Below are 18,108 nucleotides of genomic sequence, written 5' to 3' on the forward strand. Positions count from 1 at the left end.
GGTTGGGGGTGGGCGGAATCACCGCCCCAGCAGGTTCCGCGCCTGGCTGGCGATCTGCGCCAGCATCGCGGGCGTGATCGCCACCGCATTCTCCGCGCGGTGGACGATGCCCCGGAAGGCATCGATGGCGCTCTTGTGCTGGCGGCCCCATTCCTCGGTGGCGGCGAGCGGATCGCTCTTGCCCGCCTTGGTCCGGGCAAGCCCGCGCAGGAAGTCCAGCCGCATCTGCTGGAAATCGCGCGCGAGGCCCGCAACCAGCAAGCGCTCCCACGGGTCCGACGGGCTCATGAGCGCCGCCGAAGCCTGCGCCCAGTCGAGGCCCAGCCCCGCACCGACCCGCGTGAAGGCGGTGACGAGACGGCGCGGCGCAATCCCCGTCTCGGCCGAGAGCGAGGCGATCCCCACCGCGCCGTCGAGGTCGAACAGATGCGCCACTTCGGTCGCCACATCCTCGGGCGCGCCGAGTTCGACCAGCCCGTCACGCAGCTTGCGCGAATGCGCGGCGATGCGCTCGCCGAGAAGTTCCGCCGTGTCGGTCGAGAGCGCCGCAATGCCCTTCTGCAGCCTTGCGGAAAGTTCGGAAGGGGCGATCTGGCCCGCGCCCGCGCGCAGCAGGTCGGCCATGTGCCCCCGCACCGCGACGGCGACGGTATCGAACAGCGCAACGCGCGCCGTCTCGGCCATGGGCGCGGTTTCCAGCGTCTCCCACAGCGCGGTCAACCCGAACAGGCCATCCGCCAGCGCGAAGGCGGCAGCGACCTGCGAGAGGTGCGCGCCCTCCTCTTCCGCCAGTTCGAACGGCGTGACGATGCCGAGGCGGTTGACGATGCGGTTGGCCAGCTTGGTCGCGATGATCTCCTTCGCGAGGCGGTGGCCCTTGATGAACTTGCCGTACTTGTCCTGCATCGGCTGCGGGAACGCCGCGAGCAGCAGCCCGGTCAGCGCCGGATCGGCGGCCAGCGCGCTGTCCTCGATCGCGGCCTGAAGCTGCAGCTTGCCGCTGGAGAGCAGCACCGCCAATTCCGGCCGGGTCAGGCCCCGCCCGTCCTGCACGCGGCGGCTAAGCACATCGTTGTCGGCCAGCCCCTCGGTCTTGCGATCGAGGTGGCCGCTTTCCTCCATCGTCTCGATCAGGCGGATGTGCGAGGGGATCGCCTGCGCCCCGCCCCGCTCGGCGATGGAGAGTGCGAGCGCCTGGAGGCGGTTGTCCTCCAGCACCAGTGCCGCGACCTCGTCGGTCATCGCGCGCAGCAGTTCGACGCGCTTCTTTTCGGGCAGCTTACCCGCGCGCTTGGCGGCGGCGAGCGCGATCTTGATGTTGACCTCGTTGTCCGAGCAGTCGACGCCCGCCGAGTTGTCGATGAAGTCGGCGTTGATGCGCCCGCCCTTCGATGCGAACTCGATGCGGCCCGTCTGCGTGACGCCGAGGTTCGCGCCCTCGCCGATCACCTTCACGCGCAGCTCGTTGCCGCTGACGCGCAAGGCGTCGTTGGTGGGATCGCCGACCTGCACATTGTTTTCGGCCGAGGACTTCACGTAAGTACCGATGCCGCCGAACCACAGCAGGTCCACCGGCGCCGAGAGGATTGCGGTGATGAGCGAATCCGGGTCGATCTCGGTGGCCGAGATGTCCAGCGCCGCGCGCACTTCCTCGCTCAGCGGGATGGACTTGAGGCTGCGCGGGAAGACGCCGCCGCCCTTCGAGATCAGCGCCTTGTCGTAGTCGTTCCAGCTCGACACCGGCAGGTCGAACAGGCGCTGGCGCTCTGCCCAGGCCTTCGCCGGATCGGGTTCGGGGTCGAGGAAGATGTGGCGGTGGTCGAAGGCCGCGACCAGCTTGAGCGCCTTCGACAGCAGCATGCCGTTGCCGAACACGTCGCCGGACATGTCGCCGCAGCCGATCACGCGGACCGGATCGACCTGCACGTCCACGCCCATTTCCAGGAAGTGGCGCTGGACCGAGAGCCACGCGCCCTTGGCGGTGATGCCCATCGCCTTGTGGTCGTAGCCGTTCGAGCCGCCGCTGGCGAAAGCATCGTCAAGCCAGAAGTCGCGGCGGTCGGCGATGCCGTTGGCGACGTCGGAGAACTTGGCCGTGCCCTTGTCGGCGGCGACGACGAAATACGGGTCCTCGCCGTCACGGATCACGACCCCCTCGGGGTGGACCACCTTGTCGCCGACGATGTTGTCGGTGATCGACAGCAGCGTGTCGACGAAGACCTCGTAACTCGCCTGACCTTCGGCCGCCCATGCGGCGCGGTCGCGCGAAGGGTCGGGCAACTGCTTGGGATAGAACCCGCCCTTGGCCCCGGTCGGCACGATCACCGCGTTCTTGACGCGCTGCGCCTTCATCAGGCCGAGGATCTCGACGCGGAAGTCGTCGCGGCGGTCGGACCAGCGCAGGCCGCCGCGCGCCACCGGTCCCGCGCGCAAGTGGATGCCCTCCACCCGGCGCGAATAGACGAATATCTCGCGCCATGGCACCGGCTTGGGCAGGCCCGGGACAAGGGCGGAATCGAACTTGAAGGCCAGCGCCGTCTCGCCTGCTGCGGCAAAGGCATTTGTGCGCAGCATGGCCAGCACGATGTCGCGATAGGCGCGCAGCAAACGGTCGTCGTTGATCGCGTTGACGTTCGCCAGCCCGACCCGGATAGCCTCTTCAGATCGCGCGCGCGCCTCGGCCCGGTCACCCTCGAACGCGGGGTCGTGGAGGGCGCGGAACAGCGCGATGATCGCGGTCGTGACGGCAGGCGCACCCTGCAGCGCATCGACCACGGTGGGGATACCGAAATGCGTTCCCGCCTGCCGCAAGTAGCGATACCAGGCACGCAGCCAGTTCGCCTCGCCGCTATCGAGCCCGAGGCCGGGGACGAGGCGATTAAACGCATCGTTCTCGCCCGAACCGTTAAGCACGGCGCGCAGCGCGTCCTCGATCGAGGCGGCCTGATCCAGCACTTCAGCCGGGGCACGGCCGTCGAGCGTTTCGAGCACGAAGTCGTGGATCACGCCCAGCTTGCCCTTCTCCAGCGCGGTGGGCACTTCGGCGATGACGCGGAAGCCGAAGTTTTCCAGCGCAGGCACCGCATCGGACAGCGGCAAGCCGCCTTCGGACTGGTAGATCTTGAGGTGGACCCAGGTTTCAGGATCGCCCTCGCGCTTGTGGAAGCGCACGTCGCGGTGCGCGGCGGCCTCACCCTCGGTGCCTTCGCCGACCGCGATGCGGCGCAGCACGGCGATGTCGGTCGCGGCTTCGTGCGGGCCGAAATCGGTGCGGTAACCGATCGGGAACGCCTCGGCATAACGGCCCGCGACTGCGGCCGCGCGGCCCGGCTCCAGCATCGTCGCCAGCGCCGCTTCGACCGCCTCGGTCCAGCCGCGCAGCAGGGTCTGGAGGCTGTGGTCCAGTTCCTCTTCGGAAGGCTCGTGCACGCCGTCGCGAATATCGAGGGTATAGCGCAGCATCGCGAGGTTGCCCGCCTCGACTTGCATGCTCCAGTCGAGCGTCGGGGCCTGCGCGGCCTCCTCGATCATGGTCTGGATGCGGCGCTGCATCTGGGTGGAAAGCAGGTCGCGCGGCAGCCACACGAAGGCGAAGAGATGGCGCATCAGCGGCGAGCGCGTCAGCAGCAGGCGCGGGCGCGGACGGTCGACAAGGCCCGTCATGGTCATCGCCAGACGCTCGACGTCGGCCTCGCCCAGCCCCAGCACGAGGTCATGCGGCAGGCTGGTCAGCGCATGGGCGAGCGCTTTTCCGGTGTGGCCCTTGGGGTCGAACTCCAGCCGCTCGGCGAAGGCGGCGAGGTGGCGGCGCAGGCGCGGCACGCGGTCGGGCGGGGTGGCGAGCGCGGCGCTGGTCCAGATGCCCGCGTGGACGGACAGCGCGGCGACCTTGCCGTCCTCGATCACGGGGACGAGGAACAGGTCCATCGGCACGCGGCGGTGGACGGTGGCGATGCGGTTGGCCTTGACCACCAGCGGCGCGCTGACCTTGCCTGCGGCAAGCGCCTCGTCGAAGGCCGCGAAAGCGCGGTCGTAGCTGGCGTCGGAGAGCACGTCCTCCTGGCGGCGACGGCAGATGCCGAGGCGCTGCTTGCGGCTGCCGTCCCGGCCCCGCGTGACGTGGCCGAGCTGGGTCAGCATGGTCCCGGCGAACCAGCGCAGCAGTTCGGCGCCCTCGGTATCCTCGATCCGGTCCGCATCGGCGCGCATCGCCTCGACCATCTGCGGCCAGTCGGTGACGGCGGCGCGTACGTCGGCCATGGCGCTTTCGAGCGCACGCAGCAGTTCGCGGCGCTGGCGGGCATCGCCGCGCGGCGTCTCGATGTAGATCATCGACTCGCGGCCGGTCGCCTCGGCCGGGTCGGCGGGAATGTCGATCAGGCGGCCCTTGTCGTCGCGGCGCACGGGCACGACCGGATGCGCGAGGCGATCGATCACCAGCCCGGCCTCGGCCAGCACGGCGGCGGCCGAGTCGACGAGGAACGGCATGTCGTCGTTGATCAGCGCGATGCGCAGGATGCGGCGCTCCTCACTGGCGGAAGTCAGGTCGATGACCGGCTCGCCCGCCTCGCGCACTTCGGCGGTGGCGAGCAGGAAGCGCACGGCCTCGTCGATCCACGATCCTTCCGGATCATCGCCGGGAAGCAGCGCGTCGCAGACCTCTCCGGCAAGCGCCTTGTGCAAGGCGGCGGGCGAGAGAGCCCCCCGCTTCTTCGAAGCCTTTTTGGGGACGGTCAGTTCGCCTGCGCTCATTGCTTTCTCCGCGATCTTCCAACGTGTGCCGTGCCTGCTTCTTGCGCGTCAGGACTGCGGCTTTGTGACCATATAGGCCGATAGGACTGATCCTGCATCCGTGTGATGGCAGGATTTTTCAATGGGTGGCGGGTGTAACACGATTTCTTGACCGCGCAATATTCGTTCGCGGGCGTTTTGGTGAGGCTGCGCGATGCCCACCCCGTCCGGCTAGGCCCTTCGGGCCAAGCCTCCCAACCCTCCCGCACGCGGGAGGGCTGATCTCTTCTTCTCCCCTCCCGCTTGCGGGAGGGGTCGGGAGTAGGCCAGCGCGACCTCAAGCCGCCACGACATGCCCTTCGAACGCTTTCGCCGCCAGCAGCAGCGCGCCCATCGGCCCGGCGTCGTCGCCCAGCAGCGGCGGCACCACCATGCCCGCGAGCCGCTCGCGCGTGCAGTCACGCAAGTAGCCGCCGAGCAGGCCGGGCATGCGCGCCACCGCCATCGGCAGCAGGTGCGGCTGGCGACCGGCGACCCCGCCACCGATGACGATGCGCTGGGGCGAGACGGTCAGCACCAGCATCGCCAGCAGTTCGGCAAGATCGTGCGCAACCGGCTCCCACAGCGGGTTGTCGGGATCGACGCGCGAGGGGTGCGTGCCGAGCCGCGCGGCGAGCGCGGGGCCGCTCAACAGGCCCTCGATGCAGTCGCCGTGAAAGGCGCAGGCACCCTCGAAGCGATCCGCAGCGGCGCGGCGCAGGCGCACGTGGCCGATCTCGGGGTGCAGCATGCCATGAGCCGGCACCCCGCCGACCAGTACGCCGCCGCCAAGGCCGGTGCCGATGGTGAGGTAGACCATGGTTTCGCAGCCCTGCCCGGCACCGAAGCGGTGCTCGGCCATGGCGGCGCCGTTGACGTCGGTGTCCAGCGCGACCGGACAGGCCAGCGCCTCGGCCACCTTGGCGCGCACTTCGGCCCCCGCCCAGCCCAGCTTGGGGGTGTCGAGCATGGTGCCGTAGTCCGCCGCCTCGCGCGAGACGCGGATCGGGCCGAAGCTGGCGATGCCGACGGCGTCCACCGGCTTGTCGTCGCGCCAGCCCTCGATCGCCTCGACCGCACGGCCGAGCGTCTCCGCCGGGTCGGTAGTCGGAAATTCCAGCCGCTCGTCGATGCGGCCCGGCGCGCCGAGGACCACTACGGTCTTGGTGCCGCCCAGTTCGATCCCCGCGAGCTTGTGCATGATCGCTCTCCGTCCTTCACCTCAGCGTGGCGACGTCGCCCTCCAGACGCAAGTGCAGGAAGGGGGCGAAGGTTCCGCCGAAGTGCGCGCGCCCTTCGGGTTTGCGCTTCGCTGCGGCATCGTCGATCCCCCAGTAATCCACGAAGCTGGTCACGGAAAGGTCGGGCAGCACCCACCAGCTATAGGCCTGGAACGGCTCGCCTTGCGGGTTGGCGAAGACGAGGCCATGGCCGTTGAGCAGGCGCCACGGCCCCGCGAACCCGTCCGCGACCGCGCCATAGAGCCCGGTCGGCGCGTCGATACCGGGCGCGAAGACCTTCGCCTGCGTCGACCAGAACAGATAGAGCCGCCCGCCATGCGCGACGATATGCGGGCGCTCCAGTTCGTTGTTGACGCCCGTGGCATCGACCAGAGGCGGCCTCTTCTCGAACACGCCGCCTTCCGGATCGGCATCGCCGCGCCGCGCGCAGCCGATGAGGCCATTGTGAAGCCCGAGATGCCGCGCCGATGACGCGGTGAACAGGAGGTGATCCACGCCGTCTTCGGCCCGCCACGGCGCGGGATCGCGGAACGCCTTGATCTCGCCGAGTTCGCCCGTGCCGTCGTGCCGAGTCATGTAGACGATATTGGCGGGGATCACCTGCTCGACCGGATCGGACCAGCCGGTGAAGACCGCGTCGCCGGTCTCGGCCAGCCCGGTCGTGCAGGCGAAGATGCGCTGACGGAAGGTCGGCTCCGTCTCGCCCCGCTCTCCGGCGGCGGTGAAGTAGAAGGTCACGACTCCGTCCTCGAATAGCGCCGAACCGGACCATTCGCGGCTGCCGGGCGTGAACCCTTCCTCGAAAGTCGCGCCAATATGGCGGAACTGCCCGTCGATCCGGTGGAAGTGATGAATCCGCGCGGCGCCGTGCCGCTCCTCCGGATCATCGAAGGCCGGAGCGGCGAGTGCGAACCACAGTTCACCGCCGCGCCAGCGCACCGGAATTCCGTGCATGGAGGCAAGCGGCCATGCGTCCCAGACGTCGAGATTCCCGGCAATCCGGCGCACGTCGGAAGGCGTGAAGACGGGCGCGCGCGGGATTGAAATGTCCCGTAGCCGGGCGAGATCCCGAGCCGTCCATTGCAAGGTGGGATATGACTCGAGCGTCGCAGGGTGAGGGTTCATGGGCGGCTGATGTACAATCGTTTGCAATATCTGCAAATGTTAATTGCTCCATTATTGCGCTCGCAGTGCGGGAAAGTGGTGCAATCTCTTCTTGGCCTTTACGAATATCATCCGGTATTCAACGGGTTCTTGCCGGGGTGCCTGGCATGGAACGGTCGCACTCGGAGAAGCGGATGCCCTTCGGCCTCAAGCCGCATCTGTCGCTGCCCCGCATCGTTGAGATGAACCTGGGTTTCTTCGGCCTGCAGTTCAGCTTCGGCCTGCAGCAGGCGAACATGGGGCCGATCTACGGCTACCTCGGCGCGAGCGAGGGGCGCATGCCGCTGCTGTGGCTGGCGGGACCGGTGACGGGCCTGATCATCCAGCCGCTGATCGGCGCGATGAGCGACCGTACCCGCTCCCGCCTCGGACGGCGCACGCCTTACTTTCTTATCGGGGCGATCCTGTGTTCGCTCAGCCTGCTGGCGATGCCCAATTCTTCCACGCTGTGGATGGCGGCGGGGCTGCTCTGGGTGCTCGATGCCGGCAACAACGTGACGATGGAGCCTTACCGCGCTTATGTCGCCGACCGACTGGCACCGCACCAGCGGCCCACCGGGTTCATGGTGCAGAGCGCCTTCACCGGACTGGCGCATACCCTGTCCTACCTTGCGCCCTCGATCATGGCGACGTTCGTGGACCGCGACCTGCTAGGACCGAACGGCATCCCCGTGATCGTGCGCATGGCCTTCGTGATCGGCGCGGTGCTGTCGATCTCGACGGTGATCTGGTCGATCACCCGCGTGCCCGAGCTTCCGCTCACACCCGAGGAGCAGGAGCGCATCGCCGCCTCTCCCCTTACCCTGCCCGCCACCTTGCGTGAAGTACGCGACGCCGTGGTCGAGATGCCGCGGCCGATGCGGCAGCTGGCGCTCGCCATGCTGTGCCAGTGGTATGCGATGATGGTCTACTGGCAATACATCGCCTTCGCCATCTCGCGCTCGCTGTTCGGCACCGGGGACGTCCATTCGGCCCGCTTCCGCGAGGCGGTGCTGACCGAGCAGCAACTGGGCGCGCTCTACAATTCGGTCGCCTTCGTCGCGGCGATCGGGCTGATCCCGGTGGTTAGCCGGTTTGGCGCACGATCGGTGCACGTCGGTTGTCTCGCCGCATCGGGGCTGTCGATGCTGGTGATCCCCTCGACCAGCGAACTGCCGCTGCTCGGCCTGCTGATGATCGGCATCGGCTTCGGATGGGCGGGCATGATGGGCAATACTTACGTAATCCTCGCCGATTCGATCCCTCCCCAGCGCAACGGCATATACATGGGGGTTTTCAACTTGTTCATCGTCATCCCCATGCTGATCGAGGCACTGACGATGCCGCTCATCTACGGCCCCATTCTCGGCAACGACCCGCGCAATGCGCTGATACTTGCCGGATTGCTGATGGTGGCGGGTGCAATTGCCACCGTCTTCGTCGAGGCCGGAGGCAGGCCGGAGCCGAAACTGGCAACTAACTGAACAAGTTACTTCCGGCGCGCCAATCCGGGTGCTAAGGCATTGTGCAACATGGCGGCAGGGATGGAAGAGAACAACGTGGGGAACGACGGCACGGACGCGTCTGGCCCGGATGTACCCGGTCCTGATGTGGAAGTGCGCACGCTTGCCGATCTGGCCCGCGTGGCCGGCGTTTCCGCAGGCACGGTTTCGCGCGCGCTGGCGGGCAAGTCCCTCGTCAACGCCGAGACTCGTGAGCGGATCCAGGCCCTCGCCCGGCAATATGGCTTTCGTCCCAACCAGATGGCCAGCAAGCTGCGCTCGCGGCGCACGGGCGTCATCGGCGTGGTCATTCCGCTGGGGCATGAGAAGCGCCAGCAGATTTCCGACCCGTTCTTCCTGACCCTGCTCGGCCACCTTGCTGACCAGCTGACCGAGGCGGGCTACGACCTCATGCTCAGCCGCGCGATCCCGGACGGGACGACCGACTGGCTGGAGCGCATCACCGGCTCGGGCATGGTGGACGGCGTGCTGCTGATCGGCCAGTCCGACCAGTCGGACGTGATCGATCAGGTCGTCTCGCATTACCGCCCGCTCGTCGCCTGGGGCAATCACCGCGAAGGGCAGAAGCACGTCGTCGTCGGCACCGACAACGAACTGGGCGGCCGCCTCGCCGCCGAGCACCTGATCGCCTGCGGCGCCCGGCGCCTCGCCTTCTTCGGCGATACGGCAGGCATCGAGATCGCCATGCGCCTGCGCGGCGCGCGCGCGGCCGCAGAGGCTGCGGGCCTGCATATCAAGCACGTCCCCATCAAGCTCGCCGACGCCGAGATGGGACCGCAGCTCGAAGCCGCCCTCGCCGACGCCGAAGCGGACTTCGACGGCATTGTCACCGCATCCGACCTCATCGCCATGTCGGCGCTGCACGTCCTGCACGAAAGCGGCCGCAGGATACCCGGCGACGTCCAGATCGTGGGCTTCGACGACCTTCCGCTCGCTCGCCTGACCTCCCCCCCGCTGACCACCGTGCGGCAGGAGATCGGCCAGGGCGCCAAGGTCATGGTCGAGAAGATCCGCGCCCTGATCGAGGGCGAGACGCGCCACAGCAAGGTCATGCCCCCGACGCTCATTGCGCGCGATACGACGCGGTCGTGACCACGAAACAGGGCGTGATCGCCAGGATTACATCTTGGTCATTCCCGCGAAGGCGGGAACCCATCTTCTAATAGAGCCTATTTCACCGGCATCAGATGGGCCCCCGCCTGCGCGGGGATGACTACGCATATTTCGATTAAACGAGATCGCGCGCTAAAGCGCCAGCCCCGCTGCCCGCGCGCTAGCCCAGGCCCACTGGAAGTTGTAACCGCCCAGCCAGCCGGTGACGTCCACTGCCTCGCCGATCGCGTAGAGACCCGGCGCGCGCTTCGCCTCCATGGTCTTGGACGAGAGTTCGGCGGTGTCGATGCCGCCTGCGGTGACTTCCGCCTTGGCGAAACCTTCCGAACCATCGGGCAGGAAAGGCCACCGCGCCAGCCGCGCTTCCGCGCTTCCCAGCGCCTTGTCGGTCAGGGTGCCCAGTTCGCCTTCGAGACCGAGCCGCCCACACAGCGCTTCGGCCAGCCGCTCGGGCAGGCCGTCACCCAGTGCCTTGCGGAACGAGAGGCGCGGACGCTCGCGCTTCAGCGTGCGTAGCCAGCCATCGGGTCGGTCGGGCAGGAACTGCGCGGTCACGGTGTCTCCGCGCTTCCAGTAGCTGGAAATCTGCAGGATGGCGGGACCGGACAGCCCGCGATGGGTGAACAGCGCCGCCTCGCGGAACGCCGCCTTTCCGCATCGCGCCACGATTTCGGTTGAGACGCCGGAGAGTTCGCGGAACAGCGCTTCGTCGCCCGGCAGGGTCAGCGGCACCAGTGCCGGACGCGGCTGCACCACCTTGAGCCCGAACTTGCGCGCGAGGTCATAGGCGAACCCGCTCGCGCCCATCTTGGGGATCGACGGTCCGCCGGTGGCGACCACCATTGCGGGGGCAGTCGATGACTGCTCGCCGTGGCGCACGCGGTAGAGGCCGTCAGCATGCTCGACCTCGCCCACGGCCTCGCCGCAGCGGAGTTCGACCATGCCCTTGGCGCATTCCTCCAGCAGCATGGCGACGATCTGCTTCGCCGAACCGTCGCAGAACAGCTGGCCCAGCGTCTTCTCGTGCCAGGCGATGTCGTAGCTTTCGACCAGCGCGAGGAAATCGGCGGCGGTGTAGCGGCTGAGCGCGGACTTGGCGAAGTGCGGGTTGCTCGACAGGTAGCGGTCGGGCGCGGTGTGGATGTTGGTGAAGTTGCACCGCCCGCCGCCGGAAATGACGATCTTGCGACCCGGCTCGGGTGCGTGGTCGATCAGCAGCACCCGGCGGCCGCGCTGCCCGGCGGTGGCGGCGCACAGCAGACCGGCGGCCCCGGCGCCGAGAACGATGGCATCGTAATGCGCGATCATTCGGGCGTACCGACCAGTTCCAGCGCCAGCGCCTCGGCCACGCGGATGCCGTCGACGGCGGCGGAGAGGATGCCGCCCGCATAGCCGGCGCCTTCACCCGCCGGGTAGAGGCCGCGCGTGTTGAGGCTCTGGCAGCCCTTGCCGCGACCGATCCGGACCGGCGAGGAGGAGCGCGTTTCCACCCCGGTCATGACGACGTCGGGATGATCGTAACCGGGCACCTGGCGGCCGAACACCGGCAGCGCCTCGCGGATCGCCTCGACCACATAGTCGGGCAGGCACTCAGCCAGATCGGTCAGGCGAATGCCAGGCTGGTAGCTGGGGTTGACCTCACCCAGTTCGGTCGAGGCGCGGCCCGCCATGAAATCCGCCACTTTCTGGCCCGGCGCGCGATAGTCCGATCCACCCGCCACGTAGGCCAGCTTCTCGAACTTGCGCTGCAGCGCGATCCCGGCGAGCGGATGGCCGGGGAAGTCGCGTTCGGGGCTGATGTCCACCACCAGCCCGGAATTGGCGTTGAACTCTGCGCGCGAATACTGGCTCATGCCGTTGGTGACGACGCCGCCCTCCTCGCTCGCCGCCGCGACGACGCGGCCGCCCGGGCACATGCAGAACGAATAGACGGTGCGCCCGTTCTTCGCCTTGTGCGAGATGGCATAGGCCGCCGCGCCGAGGATCGGGTTGCCCGCGCAGGCCCCGTAACGCGCCTTGTCCACCCAGCTTTGCGGGTGTTCGATGCGCACGCCGATGGAGAATGGCTTGGCCTCGATCGAGACGCCGCGATTGTGCAGCACTTCGAAAGTGTCGCGCGCGGAGTGGCCCACAGCCATGATGACGTGCTCGGCGGGAAGGTATTCGCCGGTCGAGAGGTGCAGGCCCTTGAGCCGGCGTTCGTCGCCCTGTCCTTCGATCTCGAAATCCTCGACGCGGGTGCTGAAGCGGTATTCGCCGCCGAGCTGCTCGATCGTCTCGCGCATGGACATGACCATGGTGACGAGGCGGAACGTGCCGATGTGCGGGTGCGCTTCGGTGAGGATGTCCTCGGGCGCGCCGGCCTTGACGAATTCGGTCAGGACCTTGCGGCCGAGATGGCGCGGGTCCTTGATGCGGCTGTAGAGCTTGCCGTCGGAGAACGTGCCCGCCCCGCCCTCGCCGAACTGCACGTTGCTTTCCGGGTTCAGTTCCGAGCGGCGCCACAGGCCCCAGGTGTCCTTGGTGCGTTCGCGCACCGCTTTGCCGCGCTCGATGATGATGGGCTTTAGGCCCATCTGCGCGAGGATCAGCGCGGCGAGAAGGCCGCACGGGCCTGCGCCGATGACGACCGGGCGCGGTCCTTCCCAGCCCTCGGGCGCGCGGACGGGGAACTTGTAGGCAATGTCCGGGGTGAGCCGCACATGCTGGTCGTCGGCGAAGCGGGCGAGCACGTCGGCTTCATCCTTCACCGTGACGTCGAGCGCATAGACCAGCTTGATCGCATTCTTGCGCCGCGCGTCGTTGCCCCGGCGAAACACTGTGACGCGCTCGAGGTCGGCAGACGTGATGGCGAGGCGCTGGACGACCGCCGCGTCGAGGTCGGCGGGCGTATGGTCGAGCGGCAGGGCAATGTCGGTGAGGCGAAGCATCCGCGCGCCTTTATACGCTGGCGCGCCCGAACGCCATGGCTGCGTATGCGGCGCTCAGATCGGCGCCGGGGCCGTGAGGGCGATCTCCGTGAAATAGCGGGCCATGGCCTGCAGCGCCTTTTCGCTGAGGTCGATGAAGGCGCGGCGCTTGTCGGCGCCGTCGCTGAGGCGCACGAAAAGGCCCGCATCGACCATCTGGCCGATCCAGCGCAGCGCCGTGGTCGGCGGCACTCCGGAAGCGATGCAGAGCGAGGTCACCGAGACCCGCTTGCCTTCGAGGCGCGAGGCGGTGAGGTCCAGCAGCATATCCCAGGCGGGATCGGCGAAGAGATCGTTGTCGAGGAACCGCGCGCGCAATTGGCGCTGGCGGATGATCCGCCGGACCAGTCTCGCATCGGGAAGCTGACCCGGCGAGAAACCGGCGGCGGGGACGGCGGGGAGCGGCGCGGGGATACCGCCCGCATCAAGGCGATCGATACGGCCCGCGATCTGGCCCACCTGCTCGGTCAGGCGCAGCAGCATCAGGCGGTCGTCGTCGGAAAGTTCGCGAACACGTCCGGAGGGCATCGTCGCCAGCACGCGGCCCAGCGCCAGTACCCGCTCCGCGCGGTCGGGATCGACAAGCAAGACGGGCGAGGACTGGTCCATGCAGGCGAAGACATCGTCCAGAGCCTCCACCCCGGTCGAGACGATCAGCCGCGTCGCGCCGCCTGCCGCGCGCAAGTCCAGCCGAGCGAGCGCCGCCAGCACCCCCGCATCGACCTGCGGGCAATCGACCAGCACAACGTCGGCAAGGCGGGCCTGCGCCAGCCCTTCCCCCATGGTAACGAGGTCGGCAAGGGGTGCGGCAGCGACGATGCGCATGCCGGCCGCGTCGGCATCCTCGCGCAAGGTTGCGCGCAAGTGAGCGCGGTTGGCGTAGATCGACAGCGCCACGCCCGGGCCGCCGGACGCCGATTTCTCCGGCCCGCCATAGGCAAAGTCGGGCTGGAGATAGTCCGCCGCGCGCATGATCCAAATCCTTCGCTCTGAACGGGAACAGAATTGGAACAAACGCGCCGCTACCGACAGTTAAATTGCTGCAACCCAGCCCGACAACTCGCGCCGCGCGAGGGCTTCGAGCATCGCCATGCCCGGTTCGCGGGCGTTGAGGCAGGGGAGGACGGCAAGGCGCTCGCCGCCCGCTTCCTCGAAGACCTCTCGGCCGCGGATCGCCAGTTCCTCCAGCGTTTCCACGCAGTCGGCCGAGAAGCCGGGGGCCAGGATGGCGAGGCGCCGGGTGCCGGCCTTTGCCTCGGCCGCAAGCACGGTCTCGGTCGCGGGTTCGAGCCATTTGGCGCGGCCGAAGCGGGACTGGAAGCTGGTCTCGACGCGCAGGTCCGGCAGGCGCAGGGCCAGCCGCTCGGTCAGCAGGCGCGAAGTCTTGCGGCAGTGGCAATGGTAGGGATCGCCGAGGTGCAGCGTGCGCTCGGGCATGCCGTGGTAGGATAGCAGCAGCACTTCGGGCGTGAAATCGAGCGCGGAAACATGCGCGACGACGTCTTCCTCCAGCGCGGCGATATAGGCCGGATCGTCGTGGTAGGGCGGCAGCGTGCGCAGCGCGGGCTGCCAGCGCATGGCGCGCAGGGCGTCGCCCAGCTTGTCCATCACCGAGGCCGTCGTCGCGCCCGAATACTGCGGGTAGAGCGAGGCAACGAGGATACGATCGATCCCTGCATCCTTCATCGCCTGCAGGCGCGAGGGGAGCGAGGGATTGCCGTAGCGCATTGCCCAATCCACGGTGACCGTATCGCCCAGCCGCTCCTGAAGCGCGCGGGCCTGCGCGGCGGTAATGGCGGCGAGCGGCGAACCCTCGGGCGTCCAGACCTGGCTGTAGGCATGGGCGGACTTCGCCGGACGGGTGCGCAGGATGATGCCGTGGAGGATCGGCTTCCACGCGATCGCCGGGATCTCCACCACGCGCGGGTCGGAGAGGAATTCGGCAAGGTAGCGGCGCACCGCATCGGGCGTCGGCGCATCGGGCGTGCCGAGGTTGACGAGAAGGACGCCGACGCCTCCGGTCGCGACGGACGGGTGTTCTGGCGGAAGCTCAGGCGGTTTCATACGTCCTCGGCAAAGAAGGGGAGGCGGCGCAGGCGCAGGCCCGTCGCCGAGAAAAGTGCGTTGGCGACGGCCGGGGCGACGGCGGCGACGCCCAGCTCGCCCGGATCGGCGGGGTCTTCCTTGCTCTCGATGAAGTCCACCTCGATCGCGGGGCAGTCGGCCAGCGTCGGCAGGCCCATTGCGGCGAGGCTCTCGCTGTCCGGTCGCCCGCCTGCATAACGCACCGCGCAGCCGAGCGCGAGGCCGAGGCCGAAGACCAGCCCGCCCTCGATCTGCTGGCGGGCGATGTCGAGATTGACGATGCGGCCCACGTCGGCGACGGCGCTCAGGCGGTCGACGCGCACGCCCTCGGCCTCGCGCCGGGCGCTGGCGATGACGGCGATGCGGCCGTTTCCTATCACGTGGCAGGCAAGCCCCTGCCCGCTGGCATCCGAGCCACCGCCCCATTGCGCCAGCGCCGCGACGCGCTGGAGGCAGGCGGCGAGGCGCGGGTCGTGGCCCAGCATTGCCATGCGATAGGACAAGGGCTCGCGCCCGGCCTTGTGGGCCAGTTCATCGACGAAGCTCTCGTTGAAGAAGGCGGTCCAGCCGTGGGCATTGCCCCGCATCCGGGCGGTGGGCAGGTCGACGCGCACGGGAACGTGGTCGATCGCGAAGTTGGGAATGGCGTAAGGCGGCACTGCACCTTCGAGCGCCATCGGATCGGCATCGAGCGCGACCGACTCCAGCGCTTCGTAAGGCGCGGCGCCGCCCAGCAGGCGGCGGCCGAACTCGCGCGCGGTCGCGGGTACGGTGATGCGCGCGCGCCAGCCGGCGATCTGGCCATCGGTATCGGGACGCGCGGCCATGACCGCCGAGACCGGCGCACGGGGCAGTCCGGCGCGGAATTCCTCACGGCGGGACCAGGTGAGCTGGACGGGCTTGCCCACCTCCCTGGCGATCAGCGCGGCCTCCACGGCATGGCCGAATTCAAGGCGGCGGTCGAAGCTGCCGCCGATCGCGACGGGGTAGAGCACGACGTCGCGCACCGCCATGCCGAGTGCCGCCGCGACAGCCTCGCGCGTGGCTTGCGGGGCCTGCGTGCCGACCCAGAGTTCCAGCTTGCCGTCGTGGAGCCACGCAGTCGCAGCGGCGGTTTCGATGGTGACGTGGATTGCGGGAGAGACTTCGTAGCCGAGCTGGATCGGCAGGCGGTCCTTCACCAGCGCCATGTCGCCCGCCGAATGGATGCGGTGCGCGTCGGCATTGTGCAGCGCCTCGTCCATCGCGGTGTCCACGGCGTCGGATTCAGCCCCGGCAGCGACGCGGAAACCCGGTTCCATGCGGGTCAGCGCCTGCTCGGCGGCCCAGCCGTCGGTGGCGACGGCGGCGACCCATGCGGCGTCTCCTTCCGGGCTGCGGACGGTGCGCAGGAAGCCGAGCATGTCCTTCGCCGCGCTCTCGTCGAGGTCGGAGAGGAAGGTCTTCCTGCCGATCGGCCCGTGACGGATCGCGGCGAAGACCATGTCGGGCAGGCGCACGTCGCCTGCGAAAGTCCACGAGCCATCGACCTTGGAGGGCAGGTCGAGACGCGGATAGCTGAGGCGCCCGCCGGGCGGGAATTCGCCGGGACGCTCGGCCATGGCTTCGGGGCGCAGCGGCGGGGTCGAGGGCGGGGAAAAGCGGGCAGCCTCGGAGGCCAGCGGGCCGAAAGGCAGCTTCTTGTTTTCGTGCGTGACGAAGCCGTTCGCGACCTCGCACTCCTCCCAGGCGACGCTCCAGCGGGCGGCGGCGGCCTGCGCCAGCATCGCGCGGGCAGAGGCGGCGGCGGCGCGGGCTCCGGCTTCGTAGGCGGCGATTTCCGTGCCGTCAGCGGTGACGTCGAAGACGTGGCTCTCGGCCCAGCGGCGGGTCAGGAGGTCGTCCGGTTCATCCGCCAGCGAGGGCAGCAGCGGCATCCAGAGCGGAGCCCACTTCGCCGCCAGCGCGAGGTTGGCGTAAAGGGCACTGACGGGGGCTGGCTCGGCGGCGACCTGCCGCCAGTCCGCGCCGAGTTCATGCGCGACGATCTGCGGAATGAGCGTGGTGACGCCCTGCCCCATCTCCACTTGCGGGACCGAAACGGTGACGACACCGTCCGTACCGATCCTGATCCACGCATCGAAAGCGAATTCACCCTCGCGCGGCTGCAGCGGCAGCGGATAGCTGCGTGGGCGCAGCATGTAGCCGAGCGCGAGCCCGCCGCCTGCCAGCGCTCCGATGAGCACGTTACGGCGGCTCACCGCCATCAGGGGTTGGCGTCCAGCCAGGCCGCGACTTGCGCGGCGAGCCCGGTGAAGGCTTCGGCTTGCGGGCCGGTCCCGGCCGCGGTGGGCGTGCCCGCATCAGCCTCGCGCCGGATTGCGATGTCGAGGGGGATGCGGCCGAGGAAGGGCACGTCCATCTCCTTCGCGGAGGCTTCCGCGCCGCCGCAGCCGAAGGGATCGCTGACTTCGCCGCAGTGGGGGCAGGCATAGCCCGCCATGTTCTCGACCACGCCGACGACGGGGACGCCGCCTTTCTCGAACAGTTCGACCGCGCGGGTCGCGTCGATCAGCGCGAGGTCCTGCGGGGTGGAGACGATCACCGCGCCCGCAGGCTTGCAGCGCTGGAGCATGGTGAGTTGCACGTCGCCGGTGCCGGGCGGCAGATCGACGATGAGCACTTCGGCGCCTTCCCAGTGCCCCTCGACCAGCTGGAGCAGCGCGCCGGAAATCTTCGGCCCGCGCCAGGCGATCGCCTGCCCGGCATTGGAGAGGTGCGCCATCGACAGCGCCGGGACGCCCCAGCGGCTCTCGACGGGGACCAGCCTGCCTTCGTGCGCCGTGGCGCGCTGGCCCTCGGTGCCGAGCAGACGCGCCTGCGAGGGGCCGTAGATGTCCGCATCGACGAGGCCAACACGCCGTCCCATCCGGGCCAGCGCCACCGCGAGATTGGCCGAAAGCGTGGATTTGCCGACGCCGCCCTTGCCCGATCCAACCGCGATGATGCGTGGTCCCTTGGGTGGTGCGGGCTCAGTTTTATCCGCCATCATCGCCACGCGCACTTCGGCGACTTTGCCGCCAAGCGCATCGCGCACATGCGCTTCCAGTCCTGCCCGCGCCGCCGCATCGAGGCCGGTCGCATCGAGAACCAGCGTCGCGCGGCCGTCCGCCGCGCGCAGCGACTGGACACGCGCTGCGGCATCGGGCCGAAGCAGCGCCTTGAGATCGTCGCTTTCGGTGCCTGCCCCAAGACCTTCGGCGCTGCTCACTCGTCGTCTCCAGT

The 18,108-nt window shown here is 68.8% G+C and carries 11 protein-coding genes; 2 read left to right on the forward strand and 9 right to left on the reverse strand.

Going from position 1 to position 18,108, the window contains the following annotated elements:
- Positions 1-18 precede the first annotated feature (18 nt).
- From BES08_RS10060 to BES08_RS10070, 3 genes are all read right to left on the reverse strand, one after another.
- Entirely contained in the window at positions 19-4,752 is a 4,734-nt protein-coding gene (locus tag BES08_RS10060) for an NAD-glutamate dehydrogenase (protein ID WP_008829250.1), read from the reverse strand.
- A 316-nt stretch (positions 4,753-5,068) separates the two neighbouring features.
- The gene (locus BES08_RS10065; RefSeq protein ID WP_008829251.1) at positions 5,069-5,971 is read right to left on the reverse strand and encodes an ROK family protein; all 903 of its coding nucleotides are present in this window, start codon (positions 5,969-5,971) and stop codon (positions 5,069-5,071) included.
- 16 nt (positions 5,972-5,987) lie between these two features.
- Positions 5,988-7,136, reverse strand: a complete 1,149-nt coding sequence (locus BES08_RS10070) for a glycoside hydrolase family 68 protein (RefSeq protein WP_069708214.1) — start codon at positions 7,134-7,136, stop codon at positions 5,988-5,990.
- Positions 7,137-7,309: 173 nt separating this feature from the next.
- On the opposite strand from BES08_RS10070, the gene BES08_RS10075 reads away from it, so the two are divergent.
- Entirely contained in the window at positions 7,310-8,638 is a 1,329-nt protein-coding gene (locus BES08_RS10075; RefSeq protein WP_008829253.1) for an MFS transporter, read from the forward strand.
- A 60-nt stretch (positions 8,639-8,698) separates the two neighbouring features.
- The gene (locus BES08_RS10080) at positions 8,699-9,769 is read left to right on the forward strand and encodes a LacI family DNA-binding transcriptional regulator (RefSeq protein WP_008829254.1); all 1,071 of its coding nucleotides are present in this window, start codon (positions 8,699-8,701) and stop codon (positions 9,767-9,769) included.
- 153 nt (positions 9,770-9,922) lie between these two features.
- Here the strand turns inward: BES08_RS10080 and BES08_RS10085 are convergent, their stop codons facing one another.
- Genes BES08_RS10085 through BES08_RS10110 form a run of 6 tightly spaced genes read right to left on the reverse strand, consistent with a single transcriptional unit; the run spans position 9,923 to position 18,094 of the window.
- On the reverse strand, positions 9,923-11,098 hold the full coding sequence (locus tag BES08_RS10085; protein ID WP_008829255.1) for a BaiN/RdsA family NAD(P)/FAD-dependent oxidoreductase: 1,176 nt from the start codon (positions 11,096-11,098) through the stop codon (positions 9,923-9,925).
- A complete protein-coding gene (locus BES08_RS10090; RefSeq protein ID WP_008829256.1) occupies positions 11,095-12,720 on the reverse strand; it encodes an NAD(P)/FAD-dependent oxidoreductase in 1,626 nt (541 codons plus the stop codon). Before BES08_RS10090 ends, BES08_RS10085 begins: the two co-directional genes overlap by 4 nt.
- 54 nt (positions 12,721-12,774) lie before the next feature.
- Complete coding sequence (locus tag BES08_RS10095; protein WP_008829257.1) at positions 12,775-13,731, reverse strand: helix-turn-helix domain-containing protein; 957 nt, start codon at positions 13,729-13,731, stop codon at positions 12,775-12,777.
- Between the two features lie 60 nt (positions 13,732-13,791).
- The gene (hemH, locus tag BES08_RS10100; RefSeq protein ID WP_008829258.1) at positions 13,792-14,823 is read right to left on the reverse strand and encodes a ferrochelatase; all 1,032 of its coding nucleotides are present in this window, start codon (positions 14,821-14,823) and stop codon (positions 13,792-13,794) included.
- A complete protein-coding gene (locus BES08_RS10105; protein WP_069708215.1) occupies positions 14,820-17,090 on the reverse strand; it encodes a xanthine dehydrogenase family protein molybdopterin-binding subunit in 2,271 nt (756 codons plus the stop codon). Before BES08_RS10105 ends, hemH begins: the two co-directional genes overlap by 4 nt.
- Positions 17,090-18,094, reverse strand: coding sequence for an Mrp/NBP35 family ATP-binding protein (locus BES08_RS10110; RefSeq protein ID WP_008829140.1), 1,005 nt, complete (start codon positions 18,092-18,094; stop codon positions 17,090-17,092). Before BES08_RS10110 ends, BES08_RS10105 begins: the two co-directional genes overlap by 1 nt.
- Positions 18,095-18,108: the final 14 nt, after the last annotated feature.

The organism is Novosphingobium resinovorum (genome assembly GCF_001742225.1).
Taxonomy (GTDB): domain Bacteria; phylum Pseudomonadota; class Alphaproteobacteria; order Sphingomonadales; family Sphingomonadaceae; genus Novosphingobium; species Novosphingobium resinovorum_A.